General features: G+C 72.7%; 12 protein-coding genes. 5 read left to right on the forward strand and 7 right to left on the reverse strand.

What is annotated here, in order from left to right:
- Positions 1-59: 59 nt before the first annotated feature.
- The 7 genes from ABZU75_RS16655 to ABZU75_RS16685 form a co-directional block, all read right to left on the reverse strand.
- A complete protein-coding gene (locus ABZU75_RS16655) occupies positions 60-2,162 on the reverse strand; it encodes a glycosyltransferase family 39 protein (RefSeq protein WP_355554769.1) in 2,103 nt (700 codons plus the stop codon).
- Positions 2,159-3,355 (reverse strand): bifunctional glycosyltransferase family 2/GtrA family protein, encoded by a 1,197-nt coding sequence (locus ABZU75_RS16660; RefSeq protein WP_355554771.1) that lies wholly within the window; start codon positions 3,353-3,355, stop codon positions 2,159-2,161. The genes ABZU75_RS16655 and ABZU75_RS16660 overlap by 4 nt, the downstream gene beginning before the upstream one ends.
- Before the next feature lie 266 nt (positions 3,356-3,621).
- Positions 3,622-4,485 (reverse strand): intradiol ring-cleavage dioxygenase, encoded by an 864-nt coding sequence (locus tag ABZU75_RS16665; RefSeq protein ID WP_355554773.1) that lies wholly within the window; start codon positions 4,483-4,485, stop codon positions 3,622-3,624.
- Positions 4,486-4,571: 86 nt separating this feature from the next.
- Complete coding sequence (locus ABZU75_RS16670; RefSeq protein ID WP_355554775.1) at positions 4,572-5,969, reverse strand: HAMP domain-containing sensor histidine kinase; 1,398 nt, start codon at positions 5,967-5,969, stop codon at positions 4,572-4,574.
- Entirely contained in the window at positions 5,966-6,673 is a 708-nt protein-coding gene (locus tag ABZU75_RS16675; RefSeq protein ID WP_350928705.1) for a response regulator transcription factor, read from the reverse strand. The genes ABZU75_RS16670 and ABZU75_RS16675 overlap by 4 nt, the downstream gene beginning before the upstream one ends.
- A gap of 73 nt (positions 6,674-6,746) precedes the next feature.
- Complete coding sequence (locus ABZU75_RS16680; RefSeq protein ID WP_355554778.1) at positions 6,747-8,261, reverse strand: NAD(P)/FAD-dependent oxidoreductase; 1,515 nt, start codon at positions 8,259-8,261, stop codon at positions 6,747-6,749.
- Positions 8,242-9,201 carry a LysR family transcriptional regulator gene (locus ABZU75_RS16685; protein ID WP_355554780.1) on the reverse strand — a complete coding sequence of 320 codons (960 nt, stop codon included), beginning with the start codon at positions 9,199-9,201 and terminating at the stop codon, positions 8,242-8,244. Before ABZU75_RS16685 ends, ABZU75_RS16680 begins: the two co-directional genes overlap by 20 nt.
- Before the next feature lie 172 nt (positions 9,202-9,373).
- On the opposite strand from ABZU75_RS16685, the gene ABZU75_RS16690 reads away from it, so the two are divergent.
- The 5 genes from ABZU75_RS16690 (at position 9,374) to ABZU75_RS16710 (ending at position 16,025) form a co-directional block, all read left to right on the forward strand.
- Positions 9,374-10,345 carry a putative sulfate exporter family transporter gene (locus ABZU75_RS16690; protein WP_355554782.1) on the forward strand — a complete coding sequence of 324 codons (972 nt, stop codon included), beginning with the start codon at positions 9,374-9,376 and terminating at the stop codon, positions 10,343-10,345.
- 123 nt (positions 10,346-10,468) lie between these two features.
- Complete coding sequence (locus ABZU75_RS16695; protein ID WP_355554784.1) at positions 10,469-11,407, forward strand: pseudouridine-5'-phosphate glycosidase; 939 nt, start codon at positions 10,469-10,471, stop codon at positions 11,405-11,407.
- A 7-nt stretch (positions 11,408-11,414) separates the two neighbouring features.
- Positions 11,415-12,365 carry a sugar kinase gene (locus tag ABZU75_RS16700; RefSeq protein ID WP_355554786.1) on the forward strand — a complete coding sequence of 317 codons (951 nt, stop codon included), beginning with the start codon at positions 11,415-11,417 and terminating at the stop codon, positions 12,363-12,365.
- Positions 12,366-12,429: 64 nt separating this feature from the next.
- Positions 12,430-14,103, forward strand: coding sequence for a hypothetical protein (locus tag ABZU75_RS16705; protein ID WP_355554788.1), 1,674 nt, complete (start codon positions 12,430-12,432; stop codon positions 14,101-14,103).
- Between the two features lie 452 nt (positions 14,104-14,555).
- Entirely contained in the window at positions 14,556-16,025 is a 1,470-nt protein-coding gene (locus ABZU75_RS16710) for an MFS transporter (protein ID WP_355554790.1), read from the forward strand.
- Positions 16,026-16,116 lie beyond the last annotated feature (91 nt).

Consider the following 16,116-nt stretch of genomic DNA (forward strand, 5'->3'; position numbering starts at 1 on the left):
CCTGTCGTACGGGCGAGGAGAGCGGGAGCGGCACGGCACCGGACGGCCGGCCTGCCGGCTCAGCCGCAGCGGTACAGGGACTGGTCGGTGGAGCCGCCGTACTCCGACGCCTTGACCGCCGCGCAGTTGGCCCGCACCCACTCGGTCACCTGGGACCCGCCCCCGTCGGGCCCGCCCCGGCCGCCTCCGGTCATCACGTACCTGAGCCGCCCCGAGGAGACGAGCCCGTTGAGCCGGTCCACGGTCATGGCGGGGTCGCTCCCGGTGAAGCCGCCCATCGCGATGACGGGCAGCCCTGTCGACAGGATGGCCGAGGAGGCGCCCTGCGCGCTGCTCACCGCCACCAGCCAGGTCGCGCCGCCCCGGTTCCTCCTCAGGTATTCGATCATCTGCCGGTCCATGGCACCGCCGGGGCCGCCACCACGCATGCCGCCTCCGGCCGGGAGGCCGTAGCGCGTCCGCGGAACGGCGTCACCGGTCACCCCCTGCTGCGAGTTCTGCCCCGGTACGCCACCGGGAGGTCCGCTGTCACCCTCGGCGCCCCCTCCTCTCGCGCCTCCGGGGAAGCCGCCCCGCATGCCGCCGAAGCCACCGCTCCCCGCGGGACCCGCGGTGGGGTTGGTGCCGTTGACGGCCGAGCCGAGCGGGGTCAGCGCGTAGGCGGCGGGACCGGCGAGACCGGCGGCCAGCCCGGCCGTCAGCGCGACGGCGGCGATCCGCAGCCGGAGCCGCGGCCCCAGGCGGGCCAGGAACAGCCCGGCGACCGCCGTCACCGTGATCGCGGCGACCGCCCAGGCCAGCCAGGGCACGAAGTCCGTGCTGCGGCGCAGCACGGTGAACGCCCACGCCCCGGTGACCGCGATCCCCGCGGGCAGCACCCACGACCACGCCCTGGAGTGCCGGTAGGCCCTCCAGCCGAGCACCCCGCCGAGACCGGTCAGAGCGGCGACGGCCGGGGCCATCGCGGTGGAGTAGTACGGGTGGAAGGTGCCGCTGGAGAAGCTGAACACGACGTAGTGGACCACGAGCCAGCCGCCCCACAGCAGCAGGGCGATCCTGGTGTCGCGGAGCGGGCCGCGGACGGTCAGGGCCAGGCCGGCGACCAGGGCGATCACGGCGAAGGGCAGCAGCCAGGAGATCTGCCCGGCCATGATGTCGTTGAACAGGCGCCCGGCGCCCGCCTCACCGCCGAATCCCATGCCACCCCCGGCCCGGCCCCCGCCGGTGCCGAAGATCCGTCCGAGGCCGTTGTAGCCGATGACGAGGTCCCAGACGGAGTTGTCGGTGCTGCCGCCGATGTAGGGGCGGCTCGACGCGGGCCACAGGTCCACGATCACCATCCACCAGGCGCTGGAGACCACCAGCGCGGCGCCCGCGGCGAGCAGGTGCCCGAGACGGCGGAGCGGCGCCCCCGGAGCCATGGCCAGGTAGAGCGGGGCGAAGGCCGGGAGCACCAGGTAGGCCTGGAGCATCTTGGTGTTGAACGCCAGGCCGACGAGCACCGCCGAGACGACGAGCGCGCGCATCCGGCCGGTGCGTACCGCCTCCTGGCAGAACCAGGCCGCGAGCACCAGCAGCAGGACGAGGAGGGTGTCGGGGTTGTTGTCCCGGTTGATGGCCACGGTGATCGGGGTCAGCGTCATCACCAGGGCCGCGACCAGTGCGGCGGCGTGGCCGTACCCGCCGGGCATGGCTCTTCGCACCGCCGAGTGGAGCACGGCGACGGCGGCGACCCCGGCGGCGGCCTGGGGCAGGAGCATGCTCCAGGTGCCGAACCCGAAGATCCTCGCGGACAGCCCCATCGCCCAGAGCGCGAGCGGTGGTTTGTCCACGGTGATGAACGACCCCGCGTCCAGGGCTCCGAAGAAGAACGCCTTCCAGCTCTGGGTGCCCGACAGGATCGCGGCGGAGTAGTACTCGTTGGCGTGACCGTTGCGCCCCAGCGCCCAGACGTACAGGACGGTGGCCAGCACGAGCACCCCCCACAGGCCGGGCCGCGCCCAGCGGGGGTCGCCGGGGGCGCCGAGGAACACCCGCCGCACCCCGCCCTGCCCGACGGTGTGCCCGACGGTGTGCTCGACGGCGTGCTCGGCGGTGTGCCCGACGGTGTGCCGCCCGCCCGAAGTCGGCAGCACCGCGTCCGGCGAGGTGTGGGTGGTCATCGGCTGTTCTCCTTGGCGCGGCGGGGGTTGAAGACCCAGGTGCGGAGCATCAGGAAGCGTACGAGGGTGGCGACGGCGTTGGCCGTCACGAGCGCGGCGACCTCCGCGGCGGTGGACGCCGCGGGTGCCACGAGGTTGAGCAGGGCCAGGCCGCCGGTGCTCAGCGACAGGCCGACGAGGAGGGCCAGGCCGCCTTCGAGCTGGTGACGGAGGGCTCCGGTACGGCCGGTGACGCCGAAGGTGAAGCGCCGGTTGGCCGCGGTGTTGAGGACCGCGGTGACGAGCAGGGCCACCCCGTTGGCCACGACGGCGGGCATCACCAGGCGCAGGGACACGAACAGGGCCAGGTGCGCCAGGGTGCAGACCACGCCGATGACGGCGAAGCTCGGCAACTGGCGGGCCATGCCCCCGGGCAGCCGCGCCGCCCGCACCCGCGGCGGGACCGGGATCCTGGCCGCCCCCGACAGCGTCTTCCGCGCCACCCTCGCCATCCCCCTGAGGTCGTCCCTGACGGTTCTGACGATGTCGACGCGGCTGTCGGGGTCGTCCACCCAGTCGACGGGCACCTCGTGGATGCGCAGACCGTGCCGCTCGGCCAGGAGCAGCAGCTCGGTGTCGAAGAACCACTCCTCGTCCTCGACCGCGGGGAGCAGCGCCTGCGCGATCTCGGTGCGCACCGCCTTGAAACCGCACTGCGCGTCGGAGAACCGCGCCCCCATCGCCGAGCGGAGCAGCAGGTTGTACGTCCGCGAGATGAACTCCCGTTTCGGCCCGCGGACGACGTTGGACCCCCGAGACAGCCGGGTGCCGATGGCCAGGTCGCTGTGGCCGGAAAGCAGCGGGGCCACCAGCGGCAGGAAGGCGTCCAGGTCCGTGGAGAGGTCCACGTCCATGTAGCTGACCACGTCGGCGTCGCTGGCCGACCACGCCCTGCGCAGTGCCCGGCCCCGGCCCTTGGCGTCGAGATGCAGGGCGCGCACGCCGGACAGCTCGCGGCTGAGGTCGGTGGCGATCTGCCAGGTGGCGTCGGTACTGGCGTTGTCGGCGATCGTGATGCGGAAGCCGTAGGGAAAGGTTCCCGTGAGGTAGGCGTGCAGGCGGCGGACGCTCTCGTCGAGCACCCGCTGCTCGTTGTGGACGGGGACCACGATCTCGACCGTTCGGGTGCGCGCCGGCGCTGTCGCCTGCTTCACGCCGCTCTCCCGGGGTGAGGGCTCGGTTCTCTCATGGCCCCAGAGTCGTCAGGTGACCTTGGGCGATCCTGAGGCGCTCGTTAACACCGGGTGAGAAAACGAAGGAGCCCCGGCGCGCGCGGCCGGGGCCTGGGACCGTCCGCGAGTGCGCCCCCATCCTTCGCACCGGCCGATCAGGCCACCGGCAGCGAGTCAGGCGGGCCCGGCTGCGCATACGCCGGTGGAACAAGAAAAGCCCCCGGCCGCGGCCGGGGGCTCTCAGGCGGTCACTTCCCGGCGGGAGCGGAGAAGGTCATGACCCCGAGGTGGCCGTCGCCCTCCCCGGTCAGCTTCATCAGCAGGCTGTCGTCGTAGATGGAGTCGGAGTCGTTCCTCAGGCGCTGCCCGGTGTGGTCGGCGTACGGCCGCGCCGCGTAGACCTGGTCGGAGACCGTCTCGTCGAAGAACATCTGGGTGGTCAGCACCCGGGCGTTGCCGATGTGCACCATCGCGTGGATGTGCACGCTGCGCCCCTGATACCAGCCCGGGTAGATCGTGACGAACTCCACGATGCCGTCGGCGTTGGTGACCTGGGCGCCGCGCAGGTAGCGCTCCTCGTCGGTGGGCGTGGCGTCGCCCATGCCGTCGTCCGCCCCCCGCCCCTGGCCGCCCGCCCCCGGGCCGCCGGGGCCGCCACTCGGCGGCGCGCCGGTCGGGCGCTCCCCCGTGGGGCCGCCGCCCGCCGCCTGGGAGGCACTCTCGAAACCGGAGTAGACGCCCCCCGCGTCGCAGTGCCAGATCTCCACCACCGCGCTGGGGATCGGCTCACACGTGGCGGCGTCCTGCACCCGGATCGCCACCCGCAGCGTGCTCCCCTGCCGGTCCTCGCGGATGTCGCTGCGGATCTTGTCCGCGTCGAAGTGGTACGGACCCTGGGTGGTCTCCTCGGTCAGGACGCACGTCGACGCGTCCTCGAACAGCGCGGCCAGTCCGGCGGAGGACGCGGTGGTCGGCTGAACCGTCGCGGTACCGCCCGTGGTCGTCGCCACCCGCGTGGTGGTGCTGTCCGGTCCGGTGCAGGCGGCCAGCAGCGCCCCCAGGCCCACGGTGCCGAACCCGGCCAGGGCCGTCCTCCGGTCGATGTTCCTCATGGTGATGCCCTCCTCGTGTCGGCTCCCACGCTCACCGCACCCTCTGGAATCTCGCTGAGCGAATTCTTAACGCCTGATGAGAGACCTCACGGCGCCGCGGGGAGGTGGGCGCGGGCCGGAGAGCCGGGCAGGCGGACGCGCGCGAGGATACCGCCCCCCTCGGCGTTCTCCAGTTCCACCTCTCCCCCGGCGTCGCGCACCGCCTTGGCCACGATGGCCAGCCCCAGCCCCGACCCGGGCATGCTGCGGGCCGAGGACGACCGCCAGAACCTGTCGAACACGTACGGCAACTCCCCCGGGGGGATGCCGGGGCCGTGGTCCCTGACCGTCAGCTCGCCGCCCCGGAGCCTCACCCGCACCGGGCCCTCCCGCCCGTGCGAGAACTTCACCGCGTTGTCCAGCAGGTTCACCACGGCCCGCTCCAGGGCGGCCTGATCACCTCGCAGGTACCAGGGGAGCAGCTCCACCTCGATCGGGGTGTCGGGGGCGCGCAGCCGCGCCCGGCGCACGGCCTCCTCGACGACCTCGTGGAAGGCGACCTCGACGTACGGCTCGTGCTCGTCCTCGGCGCGCGAGAGCTGGAGCAGGTCCCCGACGAGTGTGGACATCTCCTCGAACTGGGCCTTGAGGTTGGTCAGCAGCCTGTGCTTGGGGGCGGGGTCGAGCGGACGCCCGGTGTTCTCGCTGCGCAGCAGCAGGTCGATGTTGGCGCGCAGGCTGGTGAGCGGGGTGCGCAGCTCGTGCCCCGCGTCGGCGATCAGCCGCCGCTGGCGCTCGCGGGACCCGGCCAGCGCGGTGGTCATCGCGTTGAAGGAGACGCCGAGCCTGGCGATCTCGTCGGTGCCCTCGACGGGGATCCTGGTGTCGAGGTCCTCGGTCCTGGCGACGTACTCGACGGCCTCGGTCAGCCGGCCGACCGGGCGCAGCGCGGTGCGGGAGACCAGCAGCCCCGCCGAGGCCGCGCCGAACACGCCGAGCGCGGTGACCCCGGCGAGGATCCAGGCCAGGGCCGCGAGGGTGGTCTGAACCTCCTCCAGCGACCGGGACTCCATGATCGCGATGCCGGGCCCGACGTTCCTCGTCATCACCCGGACCTCCTCGCCGCCGTCGGTCACCCCGTCCCTGATCCTTCTCGTGCCGGGCGGGGCCTGGGTCAGGGCCAGGTCGGCGGGGGTGACCTTGACGGACGCGGTGCCTATGACACACCTGCCGCCACCGGCGTAGATCAGCTGGACCGACGGGATGCGGAACGACGGCCTGCGCTCGATGCTCCCCCTCGGCCCCGCCGGGCCCCCCGCGCAGTACGACTCGATCCACTCGATGCCCTGCGGTCCCTTCGGCACCTCCAGGGAGCGCTCCACCTGCCGCAGCAGCTCGGCCCTGACGACGAACCAGCACAGCACCGCGCAGACCGCGATCGCCAGCGCCACGGCCGCCGCCACCAGCAGGGTCAGCCGCGAGCGCAGCGAACGGCGACCGTTCACGCGGAGTTCCGCAGCACGTAGCCGACCCCCCGGACCGTGTGGATCAGCCTGGGACGCCCGCCGGTCTCGGTCTTGCGGCGCAGGTACATGACGTAGACGTCGAGGGAGTTGGAGGAGGGCTCGAAGTCGAAGCCCCACACCTCACTGAGGATCTGCTCGCGGGTGAGCACCTGGCGGGGATGGATCATGAGCAGCTCCAGCAGCAGGTACTCGGTACGGGTCAGCTCCAGCCGCTCGCCCGCCCTGGTGACCTCCCGGCTGGCGGTGTCCATCCGCAGGTCGCCGAAGACCAGGCCCGCGTCGTCCTCGGCCGCGGGCGCGCTCAGCGCGCCGCGCCGCAGCAGCGCCCTGACGCGTGCCAGCAGCTCGTCCAGCTCGAACGGCTTGACGAGGTAGTCGTCGGCCCCCGCGTCCAGGCCGGAGACCCGGTCGCCCACGGCGTCGCGGGCGGTGAGCATGAGCACCGGCAGGTGGTTGCCCGCCGCCCTGAGCCTGCGGCAGGCGGTCAGCCCGTCCAGCCGGGGCATCATCACATCCAGCAGGACCAGCTCGTACGGCTCCCGCTCCAGCGTCTCCAGCGCCTCCTGGCCGTCCGAGGCCACGCCGACCCGGTAGCCCTCGAACTCCAGGCTGCTCTGCAGCGCCTCCCTGAGCGCGGGCTCGTCGTCCACGACCAGCACCCGCGCCGCCTCACCGTCACCCATGGCCCTCACGTTAGACGCTCATCATGAGAACCCGATGAACACCTCCGGCCACCTTCGCCCAGGCCGGACGGGCTCAGGTGAGCAGCGCCATGGCGGCGTTGTGGCCGGGGATGCCGCTGACGCCACCGCCGCGCCTGGCACCCGCGCCGCAGAGCAGGACGCGCTCGAGGTCGGTCTCCACGCCCCAGCGCCCCGGCTCCCCGTACGGCCAGGACAGGTCGCGGTGGAAGATGTGGCCACCCGGCAGTCCCGCCTCGGTCTCCAGGTCGACCGGGGTCTTGGCCTCCAGGCAGAGACCGCCGTCCGGGGCGCGCAGCAGGCAGTCCTCAAGGGGCTCCGCGAGCACCTGGTTCATCGAGGCGAGCGTGGCGCGCAGCGCGGCCTCGCGCGCCCCGTCCGGGTCGTCACGGAACAGCCTGGCCGGCATGTGCAGGCCGAACAGCGTCATCGTGTGGGCTCCGGCCTCCCGCAACCCCTGGCCGAGGATGGAGGGGTCGGTCAGCGAGTGACAGTAGACCTCGGCCGGGGGCAGCGTGGGGATCCGCCCGGCCGACGCCTCCGCGAACGCGCGGGCGAGCTGGTCGCGGCCCTCGTTGATGTGGAACGTGCCGCTGAACGCGGCCTCGGGGTCCACCGCGGGGTCCTTCAGCCGGGGCAGCCGCGACAGCACCATGTTGACCTTGAGCTGGGCGCCCTCGGGGGCGGGCTCGGCGCCGCCGAGGAGCCGGGCGAGCACGGCGGGCGGCACGTTGGCCAGCACCCGCTCGCCCACCACCGTGTGCTCCCCGCCCGCGTCGCGGAAGACGACCTCGCCCGAGGCGTCGACCGCGAGGACCTCGGCACCGGTCAGGATCTCCGCCCCCGCGGCGCGGGCGGCGTCGGCGAGCGCGCCGGAGACCGCGCCCATGCCGCCGACGGGGACGTTCCAGTCGCCGGTCCCGTCGCCGATCACGTGGTAGAGCAGGCACCGGTTGGCCGGCAGGCCCGGGTCCGAGGGGTCGGCGAAGGTGCCGATGAGGGCGTCGGTGAGGACCACCCCGCGTACGGTGTCGTCGGCGAACCGCTCGTCCACCACCTCACCGATCGGCCGCTCGAACAGGTCGCGCCATGCCTCGTCGCCGACGAGGCGCCGCATCGCCGCACGGTCGACGAGAGGCTCCAGCAGTGTCGGCGCGACCCTGCCGGCCACGTCGGCGGTCATCCCGTAGAAGCGCCGCCACGCGTCCAGCTCACCGGTGCCCCCGGTGACCCGGGTGAAGGAGGCGGCGGTCCGCGCGGCGTCGCCGTTGTCGACCAGCAGCCCGCTCTCCCCCACCGGCGTGTACGAGGCGTAACGGCGCCGGCGCAGCGTGACGTTGAGCCCCAGGTCGGCCACGACCTTGGCGGGCAGCAGGCTGACCAGGTACGAGTAGCGCGAGAGCCGCGCGTCGACGCCGGGGAACGCCCGCGCCGACACGGCGAGACCACCGACGTGGTCGAGGCGCTCCAGGACGAGGACGCGCCGGCCCGCGCGGGCAAGGTAGGCGGCGGCGACCAGGCCGTTGTGGCCGCCTCCGACGATCACTGCTTCATAGCGAGAGCGGAGCACGAGACTTCCCTGTGGGTTGAGGGGACGGTGGAGCCGAGGGCTCCGGCCGCCCGGCGGCGGAGAGGGTGATTCTCAGCAGGGTGGCGGCGGGGCCGCTGGGGGTGCGACCGCGACGCCAGACCGCCCGCAGGCGGCGCGCGAGGTCGATGTCCTTGGTGGGCACCTCGATCAGGCGGCCGGTGGCCAGCTCGGCCTCCACAGCGTAGCCACTGAGCACGGCGGGGGCCGCACCCTCGCGGGCGGCCCCCTTGACCGCCGCGTTGGAACCGAGCTCCAGCTTCGGGGAGGCGACGGCGTAGCCGGTCAGCGCGACGTCCAGCGTCTCGCGGGTGCCCGACCCCCGCTCCCGCACGACCAGCGGGGTGGCGGCCAGCTCGGCGGCGCGCAGCGGGGTACGGCGGCGCGCCCATGGATGGCCCGGCGCGACCACCACCACGAGCCGGTCCGTGGCCACCACCCGCGACACCAGCCCCGACGGCACCGAGGGCCCCTCCACGAAGCCGAGCTCGATCTCACCGCCGATCAGCTTCGCCACCTCCGCCGAGTTCTGCACGTCCAGGCCGACCTGTACCTGGGGCTCACGGTTCTGGAGCTCTCCCAGCCAGCGTGGCAGCAGATACTCGGCCACGGTCATGCTGGCGGCGATGTGCAGGTGGGCGGCCCGGCCGTGCCGTACCGCCTCCACCCCCCTCATGAGCTCCTCGGCCGCCGCCAGCACCTGCGCGGCCCAGGCCGAGACCATCGCGCCCTGCGGGGTGAGGACGGAGCCGCGCGGGGTGCGTTCCAGCAGTTCCAGCCCGAGACGTCGTTCCAGCAGCGAGATGCGCTTGCTCACCGACGGCTGCGCGACGCCCGCCGCCCTGGCTGCCTGACCGAGGCTGCCCAGGCGTTCCACATCGACGAGCAGGCGCAGGGATTCGATGTCGGGCAGCTCACTCATAGCCCTAGGCTATGACCTACCAGCAAGACGACGGGTACCGGCCCCGCCGGGCCACGCCGACACTCGGACAATGCCCTCCTCCCCGCCCGCCCGTTCACCGGGACCTACCCGGCACTCCCCCCCGGCGCCCGCTGCGACGGGGCGGGCACCGGCATCGGGGCTCGGGACGCTCGTGCCCGGGCTCGGGGCGGTGGCCGTCGCGGTGCTGCTGGCCACGGCCATCGCCCGGATCGTTCCCGAGGTGAGCGCCGCCGTGATCGCGGTGGCGCTCGGGGTCGCGCTCACCAACCTCGGCGGCCTGCACCGTTCGCTGGCCCCCGGGCTGAGGTTCGTCTCCCGCCGGGTGCTCCGCCTGGCGATCGTGCTGCTCGGGCTGCAGATCGCGCTGCCGGAACTGCTGGCGCTCGGCTGGCCGGTGCTGGCGGTGGTCGCGGCGGGGACCGGTGTCACGTTCGCGGCGACGCGGTGGATCGGAGGCCGGGTCGGGGTGAGCCCGCGCAGGTCCCTGCTGATCGCGACCGGCGTGTCCGTCTGCGGGGCGGCGGCCGTGGCCGCCATGCACGAGGTCGCGGGAAGCGACGACGACGACGTGGCGGCCGCGGTCGGCGTGGTCGTCCTGTACGGCAGCGCCTCGATCGTCGCGCTGCCACTGCTCGCGGGATCGCTGGGCCTGACACCGCACCAGCTGGGCATCTGGGCCGGCGCCTCGGTTCACGAGGTCGCACAGGTCGCGGCCATCGGCGCGGCGGCCGGAGCGGGGGTTCTGGTGAGCGCGGTGGCCGTCAAGCTGGCCCGGGTGGTGCTGCTGGCCCCGATCGTCGGCCTCACCTCCGCCGCCCTGCGCCGTACCTCGACGGAACCCCCCGGGACCGGGCGGGCGGCGGGCCGGCCGCCGGTGCTGCCGCTGTTCGTCGCCGGGTTCGTCGTGGCCGTGGCGGCGCGGAGCCTGGGCGCGGTACCGCCCGAGGTCATCCGGGCCGTCCCCGGGCTGACGGCGACGCTGCTCGCCGCGGCGCTCTTCGCCCTGGGCACCGGTGTCGATCTCCGAAAGCTCGTGCGGGGCGGGCGGTCACTGCTCCTGGGCGGGATCTCCACGGCCATCATCGGCGGGATCTCACTGATCGGAACCCTACTCATTAGCTGATCTTTAGGTGGACGTCTCCCGGCAACCGCCGTAACGTGCTCTTTTTGGGGAAGACGGTGTCGTTTACACCGTTCCAAAAGCAAGCAATGATTACGACCTCGGACAAGGAGACAGAACCAGCTCATGCGTACCGCCCGACAGTCCCTCGCCGGCATGCCGAGCCCCTCGAGTGAGGTGGCCGAGGCGCTGGAGCAGGGCGCCCCGATCGTGGCCCTGGAATCCACGATCATCTCGCACGGCCTGCCCCAGCCCCGCAACCTCGAGGTCGCGCTGGAGCTGGAGCGGCTCGTCCGCGAGGCCGGGGCGGTACCGGCGACGATCGCGGTACTGGACGGGGTGGCGCGCATCGGTCTCGACAAGAGCCAGCTGGAGCGCATCGCCGGCGAGCCCGGGCTTCGCAAGCTGGGCTTCCGCGATCTGCCCGCCGCCGCCGCGCTCGGGGCGAGCGGGGCGACCACGGTCTCCGCCACCTCGTTCCTGGCCGCCAGGGCGGGCATCCGGATCTTCGCCACCGGCGGTCTCGGCGGTGTGCACCGCGGATGGACCGACAGCCAGGACGAGTCGGCCGACCTCGACATGCTGAGCCGGACCCGCATCACCGTGGTCTGCGCGGGCGTGAAGTCGATCCTGGACGTCGGGGCCACCCTGCAGCGGCTGGAGACCCGTAGCGTCACGGTCGCGGGGTTCCGTACCGACGAGTTCCCCGGCTTCTACCTGCACACCTCTGGCGAGCCGATCGACTGGCGGATCGAGACCCCGGCCGAGGCCGCGGACATCATGCGGGCCCAGGACGCGCTGGGCGGTCCGGAGAGCGCGCTGATCGTCGCCAACCCGGTGCCGCTGTCGGAGCAGCTCGACCCCGAACTGCACGACCGGGTGCTCGCCGAGGCTCTCGCGGCGGCCGAAGAACAGAAGGTCACCGGCCAGGCCATCACCCCGTTCCTCCTGGGTTACCTGGTACGCGGCACCGCCGGAGCCTCACTCGAGGCGAACCTGGCCGCGGTGCGGGGCAACGTCCGCCTCGCCGGGCAGATCGCGGCCTCCTGGAGCCGGGGAAACTGAGGAAACCATGACCGGAACGGGTCTACTGGTCATCGGCGACGTGGTGACCGACGTCGTCGCGCTGCACGGCGGGTCGGCCAGAAGCGGCCTGGCCGTCGGCACGGACACCGCCGCCGACATCGTGCTGCGTCCCGGCGGCTCGGGGGCCAACACGGCCTCCTGGGCCGCCCGGCTGGGCGCCGACACCCGCATCCTGACCCGGGTCGGCTTCGACACCGCCGACTGGCACGCCGCCGAGCTGCGGCGCTTCGGGGTACGGCCGCACCTGCGGGTCGACCCCGATCGGCCGACGGCCGTGGTGATCGCCATGGTCGACGTGACCGGGGAGCGTTCCATGCTCACCAACCGGGGCGCGGGCGGGCACATCGGCACGGGCGACTGGGACGAGAGCCTGCTGGAGGGGGTGGGCCACCTCCACCTGTCCGGATACACGCTGTTCGCCGAGCCGGGGCTCCAGCTTTCCCGGCTGGCCATGGCCGAGGCGTCCCGGCGCGGCGTCTCGATCAGCGTGGACCCCGCCTCGACCGGATTCCTGCGCTCGTTCGGCGCCGAGCGGTTCATCCAGGAGACCCTGACCGCCCAGCTGATCATCCCCAATCTGGACGAGGCGCTGCTGCTCACCCGCGAGACCTCGGCCGAGGGCGCGGCGGAGATCCTGAGCCTGCGCTACGGCGCGGCGGCGGTGAAACTCGGCTCCCGCGGCGCGCTGATGGCCAGGAACGGAAAGTTGGCCGCCCGGGTTCCCGCACTCACCACCGAGGTGATTGACTCCATTGGAGCGGGGGACGCGTTCGCCGCGGGGTTGCTCACGGCCCTGCTGAGCGGGGCCGACGACGAGGCCGCGCTGGACGCCGGACGCCGTGCCGGAGCGGAGGCCGTGACGGTCCTGGGGGGCCGTCCACGTATCCTTCCGTCGGAGTTGGGTACGAACGAGCTTTACCCTCTTAACACCAATTGATAGCTTGCGGCGTAAGCTGCACCATTAGCCACACGCGTCACTTTGGGGAGGTTGCGGTCCGCCGATGGATGCCGAGTCATCGATCTGCCTGAGTGATCTGGTCCCAGCCCTGCGCTGGAGCCGTCCCCAGCAAGTCGCCGAAGCCCTGGCCGACCCCCGGCTGCCCGCCGGCTGGTGGTCCTCGGTCACCCTGCCCAAGGCCCTCGGCTCCGCCGGGCTCGACTGGGTCTGCGACAGGCTGGCCCGGCTCTCGCTGTCGCGCTGGGACCACCTTCCGCTGAGCGACGTGCTGCCCGCCCTGCACGTGCACACGGTCGACCCCACCCTGCCGGGCTGGCCTGAGCCCGCGCGCCTGGCCATCACCGGGCTGGGCGGCTGGAGCCGCCTGCGCCGCCTGACCGCGGGAGACCTGAGCGGGCCCGCGATGCCCGCCTCTCCCGAGGTCCTGGTCACCGCCATGTTCCGCGAGGTGCTCAGCCGTACCCCGGGGCTCGCCGAACAGGCCGAACAGGCCGTGCCGGCCGCCCAGGCTCAGTCCCCGGCACAGGAACAGGCCCCCGCGCAGGTGCCCGCGCCACCGATCCCGGCCCAGCCACCCGCGCCGCAGGAGCAGCGCCAGTCGCCGGCCCCGGAGCCGGTCGCCCCCGCCGCCGAACCCCCCGCCGCCAAACCTCCGGTGCGCCTCAGCGACTATCCGCTGGTGCGCCTGGTGGACAACATGTTCCGCGACTGGAGCCCGCTGGAGCGCGCGGTCGCCGTGGAACGGCTCTTCGCGGTCGACCCGATCAGCCTGCGCGCGCTCGCGCACAAGCTGAACGCCGACCGCGACGCGCTCTCCGCGGCCCAGCGCACCGCCGAGGAACGCATCCTGCTCTGGCTGCGCTCCTCGGAGTCCGCACCGCTGACCGGGCACATGTTCGGGCTGACCGAGTGGCTGGGCGCCGCCGCCACCAAGGACCAGCTCATCGGCGCGGACCCCGCGCACCCGATCGAGGTCCCCACCCTCCAGACCCCGCTCTGGCGGGTGCTGGTCACGCTCATGCCCGATCGGCGGCTCCAGGACGACTGGCTCGTCGTGGGCGATCTGGGCGGCCTGCGCGACCGGACCCGCCAACTCCTGGCGAACAAGCCGATCGACGCCGACGCGGTCGCGCTCATGGAGCACCAGCTCGGCGTCCGGGCCCACTCGGCCCAGGCCTGGCTGGACGCCCTGGCCGCGAGCGGGCAGGAGACGCCTGCCCAGGAGGCCGCCGCCGAGGCGACCAGGCAGCTGCCTCGCCGCACTCCGGGGGCCAACGGCCACCACCACCGCGGCGGCCAGCCGATACCGCAGGTGAACACCGGCAGCATCGATCCCCGCGCCGCCCTGGCCACGCTGTCGGCCCTGTCCGGCGGTAACACCCGGCCGCACCTGATCACCAGCCAGCGGGCTCCGCTCCACCCGCCCGCGAGCCCGTCGGCCGACCCGAGCCGCTGGCAGCGCATCGAGGTGACCAGCGACCACCTGCGGGGCGGTCCCGTGGCCGTGCCCGAGGGGTACGCCACCCGGCTGGGCATGCGTCCCGGCACGCTGCTTTCGGTCACCGGCCCCGGTGACAACGCGGTGGTCCTGGTCTGGCGGGACCACCCTGTCTTCGACTCCCTGCAACCCGTCCTGATGCGCCTGAACGCCCGGCCGGGCGACCAGGTCTACGTCACCGTGGACGGCTACCGCCTGGACGCCCAGCTGCCCGCCTGAACTTCCGGCCCCCTCGGAGTGATTTCCGCCCCCGGGAACCGGCCGTCCGCGGCGACCGAAACCGGCATAGGCGGCCCCCACCCCCGGGGGCCGCTCACCGGTCGCGTCGATTCGGCCACCGAGCGCCGTCGACGACCTGTAATTTCCACCAAGGATTCCGAAACGTCCCCTTTCTCGGCACGGGAATGACCGACCTTTCCCGGCTGCTCTTTTTCGGCGCTATGCTTTTGGGACTCAAGTGACTTAGCGACACCACTGGGGCCCGTTTCCCTGAAATGGGCTCTCGTTGTTGTTGAATCCTGCGACTTTTCGTAAGGAAACGCCATCTGGTGGGAGTCGGGATAGCTCTATCCTCCGTCGCCTTGTGAAGTGTCCCCAGGGACGCGGATGGGGACGGCGGGCGGCTAAGTCGTGATAAGGCCAGGGATTAGAGAGCGACTTCGAACTAGCCGATGAGAAAATTCGCCCGGGTCTGGCTGGGACTGACGTTCTCCACCGTGGGATCACGAGCCGTGAGCGTCGCCTATCCCCTCCTGGCACTGGCCTTGACCGGATCTCCGGTGCAGGCGGGCTGGACCAGCTTCGCCCTGACGTTTCCGGTCCTGATCTTCTACATTCCGGCGGGCGTCCTGGCCGACCGGGTGAACCCGCGCTCGCTCATGCTCCTCACCGAGACCCTGCGGGGGCTGGCCGTCTTCAGCGTGTTCCTCGCACTCGCCCTCGACTGGCCGTCGCTCCCGCACCTACTGGTGGCGGCCTTCCTGGAGGGCACGCTGTGGGTCGTCTACTCGCTGGCGGAGACGGCCTTGATCTCGTCCCTCGTCCCGAGGGACCAGGTCTCCGTCGCGATGGCCAGGAGCGAGACGATCTCGCACGTCGCGGTGCTGGCGGGCAGGCCACTGGGCGGGTGGCTTTTCGGGATCATGCAGGTGGCGTCCTTCGCGGTGAACTCCGCGCTGTTCTTCCTGGCGCTGCTGTCCCCGCTGAGCGTGGCGGGCGGAGGGAGAGGGCGCCGGCCTCGGTCGCACACGATCCGCGAGATCGCCGGCGGGCTCGTCGACGGGCTCAGAAGCCTGGCGGGACGGCATCTGCTGCGAGAGATCGCCGACGGCTTCAACGAACTGGCGAGGCACCCGTTCCTGCGCAAGGCCATGGCCCTGACCATGGTCACCAATCTGATGGTCAACGCGCTCATCATGATCTTCATTGCCGGGTCGGCGAACCTGCCCTCCTACGAGGTCGGCCTGGTACTGGCCGCCGGGGGGATGGGCGGGGTGGCGGGATCGAGCCTGGCTCCCTACCTCAAGCTCAAGCCGAGGAACTCCACGCTCTTCGCCCAGCTGTGGATCTGGGTGCTGGCGCTCCTCATCGCGGCGTACGGTGCCGGGCCGATCTTCTTCGGGCTCGCGATACTGCTGACCGGGTGCACCGGGGCGCTCAGCAACGTGGCCATCAGGACCTTCGAGGTCGACACCGTCGACAAGGGCAAGCTCGGGCGGGTGATGAGCGTGCACCGGCTCGTCACGTACAGCGCCGTGTGCGTCGCGGCCCCCCTCGGCGGGACCCTGGTCGCCGTGGCGGGCGTCCGGATGGCGGCCGTCATCCTGGCCGGCCTGATGTTCTGTGTCGCCCTGGTGGTGACGCTCGTGGCACTGCTGAACCTCCATAGGCGGCTCGGCCTCGCCGGGACGGCCAGGGAGGCCCGGGCGACCGGGGCCCACGCGGCCACGCGGGCGCTCACGACGTGGCGACCAACCGAGCCGCTTCGGCCGCGAGATGGGCAGGGAGGGTGGGCGCCCTCGCCGTCCCCGCCCTCCGGGCCAGATCGGCCGCCGCCGAGGCGTCGCCGGCCAGAGCCTCGATCCGGGCGGCATACAGCAGCACCGGACCGTGATCTCCCACCTCGGTCAGCACAGCCCTGATCTCCCGCCTCGCCTCGGGGAAGCGCCCCAGCAGGGCCAGCGCGAGGGCGTGGGCGGCCCGGGTGGAGGGCCACTGCAGCGGTCTGACCCG

It is taken from the genome of Streptosporangium sp. NPDC005286 (assembly GCF_040607515.1).
Taxonomy (GTDB): Bacteria; Actinomycetota; Actinomycetes; order Streptosporangiales; family Streptosporangiaceae; genus Streptosporangium.

Bases quoted from the DNA above. Each gene is read 5' to 3' on its own strand.
- ABZU75_RS16655 (WP_355554769.1), bottom strand. From the start codon at position 2,162: ATGACCACCCACACCTCGCCGGACGCGGTGCTGCCGACTTCGGGCGGG.
- ABZU75_RS16665 (WP_355554773.1), bottom strand. From the start codon at position 4,485: ATGAGGAACATCGACCGGAGGACGGCCCTGGCCGGGTTCGGCACCGTG.
- ABZU75_RS16675 (WP_350928705.1), bottom strand. From the start codon at position 6,673: ATGGGTGACGGTGAGGCGGCGCGGGTGCTGGTCGTGGACGACGAGCCC.
- ABZU75_RS16685 (WP_355554780.1), bottom strand. From the start codon at position 9,201: ATGAGTGAGCTGCCCGACATCGAATCCCTGCGCCTGCTCGTCGATGTG.
- ABZU75_RS16695 (WP_355554784.1), top strand. From the start codon at position 10,469: ATGCGTACCGCCCGACAGTCCCTCGCCGGCATGCCGAGCCCCTCGAGT.
- ABZU75_RS16700 (WP_355554786.1), top strand. From the start codon at position 11,415: ATGACCGGAACGGGTCTACTGGTCATCGGCGACGTGGTGACCGACGTC.
- ABZU75_RS16705 (WP_355554788.1), top strand. From the start codon at position 12,430: ATGGATGCCGAGTCATCGATCTGCCTGAGTGATCTGGTCCCAGCCCTG.
- ABZU75_RS16710 (WP_355554790.1), top strand. From the start codon at position 14,556: ATGAGAAAATTCGCCCGGGTCTGGCTGGGACTGACGTTCTCCACCGTG.